Raw genomic sequence first — 12,530 nt, 5'->3', positions numbered from 1 at the left:
GCCGGCGCATCGCGCAGTGTGCGGGGCAGCGGCTCAGGAAACAGGGAAACTGACGGAATGATTTCTTCCGATGTCACTCTGGACGAAGGTGTGGTCATCCATCACCCGGATCTGGTCAATCTATATGGCTGCCATGTCGGCGCGGGTTCGCGCATCGGCACATTCGTCGAAATCCAGCGCAATGCCACGATCGGCCAGAACTGCAAGATTTCGAGCCACACTTTCATCTGCGAAGGGGTGACGCTGGAAGATGGCGTCTTCGTCGGCCACGGCGTCATGTTCACCAACGACCTTCATCCGCGCGCCGTAACCATGGATGGCGGCCTGCAGACCGACGAAGACTGGACCGTCATTCCCACGCTGGTCAGGCAACATGCCTCGATCGGAAGCAACGCCACCATCCTCGCAGGCGTGATCATCGGCAGGGGCGCGCTCATCGGCGCCGGCTCCGTCGTTACCAAGGACGTTCCGGACTACGCGATCGTCGCCGGCGTTCCGGCGCGGATCGTCGGCAGGGCCAAGGACGCTCCGGTCCGCCGCATCGTTTCGGGAGAGTGACATGATCGGCGTTGCTGTAGTTGGTTACGGTTACTGGGGTCCCAATCTCGTTCGCAATTTTGCCGAGACGCCGGGTGCGCGGCTGATCAGCGTCTGCGATCTCAAGAAGGAGCGTCTGGTCAGCGTCCAGGCGCGGTACCCAGCCGTCGAGATCACGGACGACTTCGATGAGGTCCTGCGCGATCCGCGCGTCGATGCAATTGCGATAGCCACTCCCGTTTCCGCGCATTTCCGGCTGGCGATGAGCGCCCTGATGGCCGGCAAGCATGTATTTGTCGAAAAGCCGATGGCAGCGACCGCTGACGAGGCACGCCGGCTGGTGGACGAGGCTTCGCGGCGCAAACTCGTGCTCGCCGTGGACCACACCTTCGTTCACACCGGAGCGGTCCGGAAGATGCGCGAGCTTGTCGAAAGCGGGCTCGGCGACATCTATTACTACGACTCGGTCCGCGTGAATCTCGGCTTGTTCCAGCACGATGTCAGCGTCGTCTGGGACCTCGCCGTCCACGATCTCTCGATCATGGACTATGTCCTGCCGGCAAAGCCGGTGGCGGTCTCGGCGACCGGCATGAGCCACGTCGTCGGCGAGCCGGAGAACATCGCCTATCTCAACCTGTTCTTCGACAACAGCATGATTGCTCATATCCACGTGAACTGGCTGGCCCCGGTCAAGGTGCGCCGCACGCTGATCGGCGGCAGCAGCAAAATGATCGTCTATGACGATCTCGAACCGAGCGAGAAGATCAAGGTCTACGACAAGGGCATCACGCTCAACGGCAACCCGCAGAAGAACGGCGAAAAGGTCTATCAGATGCTGGTCGGCTACCGCACCGGCGACATGTGGGCGCCGCAGCTCGACTCGACGGAAGCCCTCGGCGTCGAGCTTCGCGAGTTCGTTAACTGCATCGAGCAGGGCGCTGTGCCGACCGCCGACGGCCATGCCGGCCTGCGCGTCGTGCGCATCCTTGAAGCCGCCACCCAGTCGCTTGCCCAGCGCGGGCGTGTCATCGAACTCGAGCGCGCGAGGCGCATAGCATGATCCCGTTTCTCGATCTGAAAGCCCAGTATGCGAGTATCAAGGGCGAAGTGGATGCAGCCGTCCTGAGCGTGCTGGCTTCCGCGCAATATGTTCTCGGCGACGAGGTTGCAGCTTTCGAGCGCGAATTCGCCGCCTATTGCGACGCCAAACACGCAATCGCCGTCAACACCGGAACGAGCGCATTGCATCTGTCATTGCTCGCCGCTGGCGTCGGCCCCGGCGACGAAGTCATCACCGTGCCGTTCACCTTCGTCGCCTCCGTTTCGGCCGTCTGCTACACGGGGGCCCTGCCGGTCTTCGTCGACATCGATCCGACCACCTTCACGATGGATCCCGCCAAGCTCGAAGCCGCTATCACCGCGCGCACCAAGGCGATCATCCCGGTTCATCTCTACGGCCAGATGGCCGACATGGCACCGATCATGGCGATCGCCGAACGCTATGGAATTCCGGTCATCGAAGATGCCTGCCAGGCCCATGGTGCTGAATACAGGAAGAGGCGCGCCGGAAGCATCGGTACGTCGGGCTGTTTCAGCTTCTATCCCGGCAAGAATCTGGGTGCCTGCGGCGAGGGCGGCATCGTCGTCACCAATGACGACGAGCATGCCAAGACGATCCGCATGCTGCGCGACTGGGGCCAGGAGCAGCGCTATCATCACACTCTGAAGGGTTTTAATTATCGAATGGACGGCATCCAGGGCGCGATCCTGCGGGTCAAGCTTCGGCATCTCGAGGATTGGACCGAGGCGCGGCGAGACCATGGGCGGCACTATTCCGCTCTTCTTTCCAGATCGAGGCAGGTGACTGCCCCCACCGAGCTCGCGGACCGCCGCCACGTCTATCACATCTATGCAGTACGGACGCGCGACCGCGACGGGCTGCAGCGCGCCTTGCAGGCCGAAGGCGTACAGACGGGTCTGCATTACCCCATCCCCGTCCATCTGCAGAAGGCGCATGCAGACCTTGGCTACAAGGCCGGCGCTTTTCCGGAATCGGAGGCTGCTGCCCGCGAAGTTCTCTCGCTGCCTATCTATCCCGAGATGACTTCGAGGCAGGTGGAGCAGGTGGTGGTGGCGGTGGAGCAGGAAGCCTATGTCTCTTGATCCGACCCACGCCGCCCGCATCGTCAAGGCGGTTCATGGACGGCAGGAAATCCTTGCCGACCCCGCCTATGAGCTCGAACTGGCCGAAACCCTGAAGACGTCCTATGGCGCTTCGGGGCTGGTCGAGCTCTACGGCCGGTTTTCGTTCGGTGACGGCTTCGTCGACGCGCTGATGCGCCGTTCCATCTTGCGCGCGCTTTCGCGCAGCTGCGGCGCCCGCCTGCAGGTCGGCAGCGGCACGGTGTTCAAGCATCCCGAAACATTCGAGTTCGGCAATGGCGTCTTCATCGGCGCGCAGGCCAACATACAGGGTCGCTATGACGGCACCTGCTTCATCGGCAACAATGTCTGGATCGGCCCGCAGGCCTTTCTCGACGCACGCAATCTGGTGATGGAAGAATATGTCGGCTTCGGCCCCGGCGCCAAGGTGCTCGGCTCCGCCCATACCGGCATGCCGGCGGATGTGCCCATCGTTCGAACCGACCTCGAAATCAAGCCAGTACGCATTGAAGCCTGGGCCGACATCGGCACCAACGCCACTATCCTTCCCGGTGTCACCATCGGCAAGGGCGCGATCGTCGGAGCAGGGGCCGTCGTGGTGTCCGACGTCGAACCATTCTCGGTCGTCGCCGGCGTGCCGGCAAAATTCCTGCATTGGCGGACAGATTCGGATCTGACGCGAACGGCGTCGCAAAACAACGGGGCAATCCATGAAAGATAAGCGCGTTCTCATCACCGGCGGGGCAGGGCTCATCGGATCCCACATCGCCGATCTGGTCGCAAAGGAACAGCCCCGCGAGATCATCATTCTCGACAACTTCGTCCGTGGCCGCAGGGAGAATCTGCAGGCCGCGATGGATGCCTTTCCGCTCACCATCGTCGAGGGCGATATCCGCGACCAGGCTTTGCTGGCAAAGCTGTTCGACGGCGTCGATATCGTCTTCCATCAGGCGGCGATCCGCATCACGCAATGTGCCGAGGAACCGCGACTGGCCTTCGACGTTCTCGCCGGCGGCACGTTTGACGTGCTTGAGGCAGCAGTCAATGCGAAGGTGTCCAAGGTCGTCGCGGCATCGTCTGCCTCCGTGCTTGGATTGGCGGAAAGCTTTCCCACGACAGAGGCGCATCACCCTTACAACAACCGCACGATCTACGGCGCGGCCAAGGCCTTCAATGAAGGGCTGCTGCGCAGCTTCGCCGATATGTACGGCCTGAACTATGTCGCGCTGCGCTACTTCAACGTCTACGGCCCGCGCATGGACGTCTATGGCGTCTATACCGAAGTGCTGATCCGCTGGATGGAGCGCCTGGCGGCCGGCCAGCCGCCGCTTATCTTCGGCGACGGCTCGCAGACGATGGATTTCGTCCATGTCGCAGACATCGCGCGCGCCAACATCCTCGCGGCAAAGTCCGACGTCACCGACGAGGTGTTCAACGTCGCAAGCGGCGAGGAGACCAGCCTGCTGGAACTGGCGCAGATGCTGACCCGCATCATGGGCTCGTCTATCGAGCCGACGCATGCGCCCGCGCGCAAGGTCAATGCCGTGCCGCGCCGTCTCGCCGATATCACCAAGGCGCGGGATATGATCGGATTCGAAGCCAAGATCGCGCTCGATGACGGTCTTCGCGGTCTTGTCGCCTGGTGGCAGGCCGAAAGTGCTGCGACCCGGGAGGCAGCGGAATGATACCGGTTGCCAAGCCCATTCTCGACGAACGGGAAGTCGAAGCGGTTCGTCGGGTAATTCTGTCCGGCTGGGTGACGCAAGGACCTGAAGTCGCGGCATTCGAGCGTGAATTTGCCGAGCTTGTCGGCGCGCCTCATGCCTGCGCACTATCGAACTGCACCACAGCACTTCACCTGGCGTTGCGGGCCGTGGATATCGGCCCCGGCGACGAGGTCATCACCGTCAGCCATTCCTTCATCGCCACCGCCAACGCCATCCGCTATTGCGGCGGCGTTCCGGTTTTCGTCGACATCGAGGCCGATGGCTTCAACATCGACCCGGACCTGATTGAAGGCACGATCACCCGGCGCACCAAGGCGATCCTGTGCGTGCATCAGCTCGGCATGCCCTGCGACCTGCGCCAGATCATCGAGATCGGCAAGCGCTATTCCATACCGGTCATCGAAGACGCCGCCTGCGCGACAGGCAGCGAAATCCTTTGGAACGGCCAATGGGAAAAGATTGGCAAGCCGCATGGCGACATCGCCTGCTTTTCCTTCCATCCCCGCAAGGTGGTGACGACCGGCGACGGCGGCATGTTGACCACAGCCAATCCGGAATACGACCGGAAATTCAAGCTGTGGCGCCAGCACGGCATGAGCGTGCCCGATACGGTCCGCCACGGTTCCAGTCAGGTCATCTACGAAAGCTATCCCGAGATCGGCTACAATTACCGCATGACGGACATGCAGGCTGCCGTGGGGCGTCAACAGCTCAAGCGGCTTCCCGAGATCGTGGCCCGGCGCAGACAGCTTGCTGCTGCTTACACCAGGCTTCTCAAGGATATACCCGGCGTCGAAACGCCATCGGAGCCGAGCTGGGCGCGCAGCAACTGGCAAAGCTACTGCATCAGGCTGCCCCACTGGATCGGCCAGCGCTCAGTCATGCAGGCGTTGCTCGACAGCGGCGTCTCGACAAGGCGCGGGGTGATGAACATTCACCTCGAGGAGGCCTATGCCAACCCCGAAACACACCACCTTGGTACAAGCCTCCAGCATAGCGTCGCCGCACAAAACGGAACCATTATTCTACCGCTCTACGCGCAGATGATGGACGCCGAGCTCCTGGCCGTGGTGGACACGCTTCGTGAATGCCTCGGTGCAAGCAGCATCCAGGCAGCGGAATAGGCCCAACGTATCGAGAACGATCCAAGCAAAAAGCCGCCGGCAATCGCCGGCGGCTTTTTCAGTTCAGCCCGATTTGGGCAGCCACGGCCTGAGCGCTGCCGGAAACGAGTCCGGCGGCATGAGACGCAAAAGCATCCGCAGCGAATAAAGGCCGCTGACGAGCACGATCGCAGCACCGAGAGCGGTTGCCTGCCAAAGCGGAAGCAGCTGGAAAGCACCGAATACCACCGCAGACGATGGCAGGAAAATCAGGCTCAGCTTGATATTTTCGCGCGACCAGCGAAAATCGGTTAGCCGGCGAACGATCAGGTAGATGAGGATATTGTGCCAGACGTAGAGCCCGAAAAACGCCATACCGGCCCCGATGAAGCCGAGCCTTGTGACCAGCAGCCAGGCAAGTCCGACATGCACGATTGCCGCAGCAACCTCCGTCCAGAAATAGATCTTCTGCGCGCCCTTCGCCAGCACGATGAACCCCATCGGCCACGCCACCAGACGCAGCATCATGCCGAGGCAGATCCAGCGCAGCAGGTCGACGGCCGGATAGAACTCAGGTGAGTAAAGCAGCCGCATGACGAGCGGCGCGAGCGTGAGCGTGGCCACAACGCCGGGGCCAGCGAGCAGCATGCTGATCTGCGCCTGCTCATTGACGAGACGGTTGCATTCGGCGTGATCGCCGGCAACCGCCGTCAGGCGCGGATAGAAATCGGTGCCCATGGCCTGCAGAATGAATCCGGCATAAAGGCCGCCGAGAGCCCATGCCGCCTGATACAGCCCCGCAGCCGCAACGCCATCTTCCCGCAGCACGATGATGCGGATCGCGTAGGCAGCGCCCACGGTCAGAAACCCGCTGACCATGAAGACGAAACCAAGCTTCAGAAGTGCGGCTGTTTCCTGGCTCATCTGCGGCAGCGACATGGTCTGCGCGTTGATGTGGATTTTTCTTGCATACCACCAGGATGTAAGAATCGTGATGCCGGCAGTGGCAACCAGCGACGGCACGATGCCCTGCTCGCCGAAGAAATAGACCATCGGTATGCTGATGACCGTGCTGCACAACGCCGCAAACATGTTGATGCGGGCAAGGTTTGCGATCTGCCGCATGCCCTGTATCAGGGCGATCTGTCCAGCCGACACGAGCCGGAAGAAGATCGCCACAGACAAGAGCAGGACGCCTGCGGTGTGCTGGCTGTCGCCAAAGGTGAACTCGGCGATAGGCAGGGAGAGGGCTGCAAGAAGTGCCGCACCGGCAAGGCCCAGAACGATGGATATCCGCCGCAGCACGATGGCTGTACGAGCGATCCTGTCGGCTTCACCGGACCCTACCGATTCGGCGATCTGGCGAACGCCGCTGGCCTGGATGCCGAGGCCGGCCAGATTCTGCGCAAGGTCGGCTATGGAATTGTAGAGTCCCATCAATCCCACGCCGCCGGGGCCGAGAAGCACCGCCATCGCCTTGTTGCGGATTATCGCAAACAGGATGTTCACGACGGACGAGCCGCCGATCAGGGCCGTCGACTTCAGGATCTGGGTGTAGGATTGCCCGGACCCGGATGCAGCAGTTAAAGCCATCGAGTTGCTTCAGCCCCCGGTTCCGTGACGCATGGGTTTGAATTCGTCATGCCGCCCTGCCGGGATCAGGCGCTTTACGACCATATCGACGCTGTCCTGCCACGCCGGCGCACGCCAGCCGAAGGTCTTTTCGAACTTGTCGGTCGAAAGGCGCGAGTTCAGCGGACGCTTGGCCTTTGTCGGATAATCGGCGCTCGAAATCTCACGCACCGACGCGCACGGTCCGCCGGCGATGCCGCTCGTGCGTAAAATGTGGCTGGCAAAGCCCGACCAGTTGATCTCCCCCGTCCCCGCGAGATGATACACACCGTAGTTCCCCCTGACGCAGAGTGGAGCAATTCGCAGGATCGCATCGGCGATATCCAGTGCGGATGTCGGGTTTCCCCACTGATCCGAAACCACGGACACCGTGTCCCTCTCGCCGGCGAGCCTGAGCATCGTCTTGACGAAATTCGCACCGAACGGGCTGTAGACCCAACTGGTCCGCAGGATGATATGCTGCGCGGTAACGCTCGCGATCGCGTGTTCGCTCTCGAGTTTGGTGTAGCCGTAGATGGTCTTCGGGATAGCGGCGTCATCCTCCCGGTAGGGCCGGTCGCGGTCGCCTGAAAACACATAGTCCGTCGACAGATGGATGATCGGAACGCCTATCCTCACTGCCGCCTCGGCAACGCTTGCCGCCCCGATTGCATTGATCACATAGGCGAGTTCCGGCTCGTCCTCGGCCCGATCAACCGCGGTATAAGCGGCGGCCGACACGATCAGATCAGGCTTTGCGGCAGCGATCGCGCGTCTCACCGACAGGGGCTTTGCCAAATCGAGCTCGGGGCGGCCGACCGTGATCAGTTCCACGTCCGGCATCTGCGCCGCTCTTTCGACGAGGCTGCAAACCACTTGCCCCTGGGTGCCGGTGACCAGAATTCTCATTGCGCTGCCACCAGACGGCCGAGACGCTCGCCGGCATAGCTGCCGTCGCGGATCGGCTTCCACCACCAGGCATTTTCGAGATACCAGTCGATCGTGCGCGCCAAGCCCGCATCGAAGCTTTCCTGCGGGCTCCAGCCCAGTTCGCGCTCTATTTTAGCCGCGTCCATTGCATAGCGGCGATCATGGCCGGGCCGGTCCGACACGAATTTTATAAGGCTTCGATAAGAGGCTCCGTTGCGGCGCGGGCGCTTCCTGTCGAGCAGATCGCAGATCGTCTCGACGACGCTGAGATTGGTACGCTCGGCCCTGCCGCCGATATTGTAGTTCTCGCCGACCTTGCCCTTCGTTGCGACCAAGGCGAGCGCCCTGGCATGGTCCTCGACGTGAAGCCAATCCCGGACGTTGCCGCCATTGCCATAAACCGGCAGGGGCTTTTCCTCGAGCGCATTCAGGATCACCAGCGGAATGAGTTTTTCGGGGAAATGGAACGGCCCGTAATTGTTCGAGCAGTTGGTGACGACGATCGGCAGGCCAAAGGTATGATACCAGGCGCGGACCAGATGATCGGAGGCGGCTTTTGATGCCGAGTAGGGTGATGACGGCGCGTAGGGCGTCTCCTCGGTGAACAGGCTCGTGTCGAATGGCAGGTCGCCGAACACTTCATCTGTCGAAACGTGGTGGAAACGAAAATCCGCAACCGCATTTGCCGGCAGCTCACGCCAATAGGCCAGCGACGCCTGAAGCAGCCGGAAGGTGCCTACGATATTCGTCTCCACGAACGCGTCAGGACCGTCGATCGAGCGATCGACATGCGTCTCGGCGGCGAGATGGATGATGCGGTCGATATTCTCAGTGCGCAGGATTTCGGCCACGACCGCGTCATTGCAGATATCGGTCTGGATGAAGCGATAGTTCGGAAAGTTCTCGATCTGCCGAAGCGAGGCGAGATTGCCGGCATAGGTGAGCTTGTCGATATTGACGACGCGATTTCGCAGATCCGCCACGAGATGGCGGCAGAGGGCCGAGCCGATGAATCCGGCGCCGCCGGTCACGAGAATATTCATGGTCACTCGCCTCGTTTCACTACGCGAAAACCTCCGCATGCCTCAGCATTGGCGCCTTGCGGTCCTTGTCGGACAGTTGAAGTTCGGATGCGGCCAAGGGCCATTCGATGCCGATCTCGGCATCGTCGAACCGGATCGAACGGTCATGTTCGGCCGAGTAATGGCTGGTCACCTTGTAGATGACCTCGGTGTCCGGCTCGAGCGTCAGAAAGCCGTGGGCAAAGCCCTTCGGCACAAGAATCTGGTTCCACTCCCGTGCGGAGATCTCGATGGCAACCCATTTCGCGAAGCTCGGCGAGCCCTTGCGGATATCCACGGCGACATCGAGGATCGCGCCCTTCACCACGCGCACCAGCTTGTCCTGTGCATAGGGCGGCATCTGGTAATGCAGCCCGCGCAGCACGCCCTTGGCCGCCGAATACGAATGATTGTCCTGGACGAAATTCAGCTGCACGCCGTGCTCACCGAGCCGCTCGGCATTCCACGTCTCGGAAAAGAAACCGCGATCGTCGCCGATCCGGCGCGGCAGGATTTCCAGCACGCCGTCGAGCCCCAGCGGTCTGACCTCGAGGTTCATGCGGCGTTATCCTCGACCAAGCCGGTGTCGTCTTCCACCAGACGCCGCAGGTAAGAAGCATAAGACGTCTTTCCGAGCTGATATGCGCGCTTCAGCACCGCCTCCCGGCTCAGCCATCCCATATCCAGCGCGATTTCCTCGGGGCAGGCGATCTGCACGCCCTGGCGGCGCTCGACGGTACGCACGAAGGACGAGGCGTCGTGCAGGCTGTCGTAGGTGCCGGTGTCGAGCCAGGCATAGCCGCGGCCAAGCTGGCAGACGTTCAGGTCTCCACGCTGGAGATAGATGTTGTTGACGGTGGTGATCTCGAGTTCGCCGCGCTCCGAAGGCTTGATCGATGCGGCGATGTTGACCACGTCGTTGTCGTAGAAATAGAGGCCGGTAACCGCCCAGTTGGATCGCGGATTGACCGGCTTCTCCTCGATCGTGAGCGCCTTGCCTGTCGATTTTTCGAAACTGACGACGCCGTAGCGTTCAGGATCATCGACGTGATAGGCAAAAACCGAGGCACCTTTTTCTCTCGCCGCGGCCTGCTGGCAAATGCGCGGCAGACCGTGGCCGAAGAAGATGTTGTCGCCGAGGATCATCGCGACATTGCCATCGCCGATGAAATCGCGTCCGATGATGAAGGCTTCCGCCAGCCCGTTGGGATGCGCCTGCTCGGCATAGGAAAGTTTGAGCCCGAAATCCGAACCATCGCCTAGCAACGCCTGGAAACAGGGCAGGTCGCGCGGCGTCGAGATGATCAGAATCTCGCGGATGCCCGTCAGCATCAGCACGCTCAACGGGTAATAGATCATCGGCTTGTCGTAGATCGGCAGTATCTGCTTCGACACCGCAATGGTGAGGGGGTAGAGCCGCGTGCCGCTGCCTCCCGCCAGGATTATCCCCTTCATCTCGCCCCCATCTGAACGTTCCCGTCTCTGTGACGTTTCGTCGGCCAATGATCCGCCCGGATCATTGGCTTCTTGCCTGTTCCGATTTTGTATCGTTTACCGAAGGTGCATTCAGGCTGGCCGCAGCCGGCTCGGAAGATCCCGGCGCCTGTTTGTTGTATGTCACCTTGAGCACATCGCCCGGCAGGAGAGTGGTCGCCTCCGACACTTCGATCTGCTTCGGCTCTCCATTGCCGTCCTGTCTCGTCACCGAGAACTCGATAAGGGTCGGTTCGCCGGGGCGGGGTGCATTCGAAGCCGAGGCAAGTGTGTCGAGCAGGAGCCTCTGGGCCACGTCCCGCTTCAGCCTGAGCTGGTCGAGATTGGCCTGCTCCTTCTGCAGCTCGGTGGCCACGTCGGTCTGCTGCTGGTCGCGAAGACCTTCCAGGCTGCGCGTCGCCTCCGTGATGCCCTGACGGGCCCGCATGATCGCGGTCACCTGGTCGAGACGGTCCGCGCGGAACCCGGCCAGCGCACGCTCGAGATCCGATCGCCGCGAGACGATCGCCACGCCCTTGTCGACGAGCACCTTGACGCCGACGAGTTCGTCCTCGGCGCTCTTGATGTTGAGATCGGCGCCCTTGATCTTTTCCTGGAGGACATTGATTTCGGCGTCCAGGAGATCGCGCAGTTCCGACAATGATTTCGTCTGCCGGTCAAGCGCATTGGCGCGCGCCGAAAAGATGATCTTTTCCTGACCGAAAATCTCTGCAGCAGCCCTGCTCTCGCTGTTTCCGAGCGGTGGCTGCGGGAACTTTATTTCCGTTGTCCCGGACATCTCCGCTTCCAGTCGGGCAATGCGCGCCATGCAGCGCAAGATGTCATCGTCCACGCCCTTCAGCTCCCCGACGAGCTTGATCTCATCCTGGGAATGCGCGTCCGAGCGCAGTTCGCCGCCGCTCAGGGCCAGCGCCTGCAGCACCGTCATTCCGAGCCTGAACTGATACTGGCCGGGCTTCGTGACATCGCCGACCACATAGACCGGCGGATATTCGACAATTTCGACCGTCGTATCGGGCTTGTTCACCAGGCCGATCTTCGACTGAAGCCGCGTGGCGATTTCCTCGGCCAGGCCGCTTGTGTCGAGATTTCCCACCGGGATCGAGCCTATTACCGGAAGAAGAACCGTACCGGCCTGCGAGACGATGAACTCTCCACCCAGCGCACCCCATTGCTGGTATTCGCCCTTGGTCGGCATCCACTGCACCACCGTGAGACGCAGTTTTGTCTGAGGCGCCAGTTCGCCGTTTTCGGCGCCGGCCAGATTTGTCAGGCCCACCACAGCAGCAACGCCGAGCGCAAGCACCCGGCGGAAGCGCCTCAATTGAATCTTGCAGTGCACAGCCATTAATGACTCCAACCCGCTGGCTGAAACTTGATCTCTGGTTTCCGCTCAACGACCGGCCTCGCCAGATCGACGAGGCTTGTTCAGCAGGGTTCAATGTGCGGAGTTCTCGCGAAGTTGAGAAGAGGAAGCCTCGGTGGCCGGCCTCATACATCTTGATACATCACGTCGAGAAAGGGGGAGGCCTGGAGCGTCTGCTATCGATCCTAAGTATTTTCCCGCAGCACAGCCTAGCCAGTTTGGTCTGAATGAGAGGTACCGGATAAGACGATTGGTGGAGGCGCTTCGGATAGTGCCGGCGCTCACTACCCCGTTTGAGCTAGTCAGGGCGATAGAGGTCGCCGGAAGCCCTTTTGCGGCGCTCGAAACGCCTCGATTGCTGTCCCTGCTTGCCGGGAGTCTCGAACAGTCAGGATTTGCCGGCCGATACCGTAGTCCGCGACGGCGTAGCGACCGTTGAGAGTATGACCATGACGAAACAGATGGCAGTGACCGTATTGGCTAGTTCATTGGGATAGCCTCTGGCTGCCATCTACACATGACAGCCCCACCAACCGAG

Annotated in this window: 12 protein-coding genes; 6 read left to right on the top strand and 6 right to left on the bottom strand. The window is 61.3% G+C overall.

Annotated features, from left to right (window positions below):
- The first annotated feature begins 57 nt into the window (after positions 1–57).
- The 6 genes from WBQ96_RS12935 to WBQ96_RS12910 are packed head-to-tail and all read left to right on the top strand — an operon-like array spanning position 58 to position 5,551.
- On the top strand, positions 58–558 hold the full coding sequence (locus WBQ96_RS12935; protein ID WP_336550387.1) for an acyltransferase: 501 nt from the start codon (positions 58–60) through the stop codon (positions 556–558).
- A 1-nt stretch (position 559) separates the two neighbouring features.
- Complete coding sequence (locus WBQ96_RS12930) at positions 560–1,597, top strand: Gfo/Idh/MocA family protein (RefSeq protein ID WP_165120235.1); 1,038 nt, start codon at positions 560–562, stop codon at positions 1,595–1,597.
- Positions 1,594–2,700: a DegT/DnrJ/EryC1/StrS family aminotransferase gene (locus WBQ96_RS12925; protein WP_336550393.1), complete on the top strand. Its 1,107-nt coding sequence runs from the start codon at positions 1,594–1,596 to the stop codon at positions 2,698–2,700. The genes WBQ96_RS12930 and WBQ96_RS12925 overlap by 4 nt, the downstream gene beginning before the upstream one ends.
- On the top strand, positions 2,690–3,421 hold the full coding sequence (locus WBQ96_RS12920; protein WP_336550394.1) for an acyltransferase: 732 nt from the start codon (positions 2,690–2,692) through the stop codon (positions 3,419–3,421). The genes WBQ96_RS12925 and WBQ96_RS12920 overlap by 11 nt, the downstream gene beginning before the upstream one ends.
- Positions 3,411–4,385 (top strand): NAD-dependent epimerase/dehydratase family protein, encoded by a 975-nt coding sequence (locus tag WBQ96_RS12915; protein ID WP_336550396.1) that lies wholly within the window; start codon positions 3,411–3,413, stop codon positions 4,383–4,385. The genes WBQ96_RS12920 and WBQ96_RS12915 overlap by 11 nt, the downstream gene beginning before the upstream one ends.
- Positions 4,382–5,551, top strand: coding sequence for a DegT/DnrJ/EryC1/StrS family aminotransferase (locus tag WBQ96_RS12910; protein WP_336550398.1), 1,170 nt, complete (start codon positions 4,382–4,384; stop codon positions 5,549–5,551). Before WBQ96_RS12915 ends, WBQ96_RS12910 begins: the two co-directional genes overlap by 4 nt.
- 63 nt (positions 5,552–5,614) lie before the next feature.
- On the opposite strand, the gene WBQ96_RS12905 is transcribed toward WBQ96_RS12910, so the two are convergent.
- The 6 genes from WBQ96_RS12905 to WBQ96_RS12880 all read right to left on the bottom strand — a co-directional run bounded on the left by WBQ96_RS12905 (position 5,615) and on the right by WBQ96_RS12880 (position 11,974).
- A complete protein-coding gene (locus tag WBQ96_RS12905; RefSeq protein ID WP_336550399.1) occupies positions 5,615–7,123 on the bottom strand; it encodes an O-antigen translocase in 1,509 nt (502 codons plus the stop codon).
- A gap of 9 nt (positions 7,124–7,132) precedes the next feature.
- The gene (gene rfbD / locus WBQ96_RS12900) at positions 7,133–8,050 is read right to left on the bottom strand and encodes a dTDP-4-dehydrorhamnose reductase (RefSeq protein WP_336550400.1); all 918 of its coding nucleotides are present in this window, start codon (positions 8,048–8,050) and stop codon (positions 7,133–7,135) included.
- A complete protein-coding gene (gene rfbB, locus WBQ96_RS12895) occupies positions 8,047–9,114 on the bottom strand; it encodes a dTDP-glucose 4,6-dehydratase (RefSeq protein ID WP_336550402.1) in 1,068 nt (355 codons plus the stop codon). The genes rfbD and rfbB overlap by 4 nt, the downstream gene beginning before the upstream one ends.
- 19 nt (positions 9,115–9,133) lie before the next feature.
- On the bottom strand, positions 9,134–9,691 hold the full coding sequence (gene rfbC / locus WBQ96_RS12890; RefSeq protein WP_336550404.1) for a dTDP-4-dehydrorhamnose 3,5-epimerase: 558 nt from the start codon (positions 9,689–9,691) through the stop codon (positions 9,134–9,136).
- On the bottom strand, positions 9,688–10,587 hold the full coding sequence (gene rfbA / locus WBQ96_RS12885; protein ID WP_336550406.1) for a glucose-1-phosphate thymidylyltransferase RfbA: 900 nt from the start codon (positions 10,585–10,587) through the stop codon (positions 9,688–9,690). The genes rfbC and rfbA overlap by 4 nt, the downstream gene beginning before the upstream one ends.
- 61 nt (positions 10,588–10,648) lie before the next feature.
- Entirely contained in the window at positions 10,649–11,974 is a 1,326-nt protein-coding gene (locus WBQ96_RS12880) for a polysaccharide biosynthesis/export family protein (protein WP_336550408.1), read from the bottom strand.
- Positions 11,975–12,530: the final 556 nt, after the last annotated feature.

The sequence above is a fragment of the Mesorhizobium sp. CCNWLY176 genome (assembly GCF_037153935.1).
Classification (GTDB): domain Bacteria; phylum Pseudomonadota; class Alphaproteobacteria; order Rhizobiales; family Rhizobiaceae; genus Mesorhizobium_M; species Mesorhizobium_M zhangyense.
The sequence above is the reverse complement of the archived record's forward strand: the minus strand, read 5'-3'. Positions and strand labels throughout refer to the sequence as shown.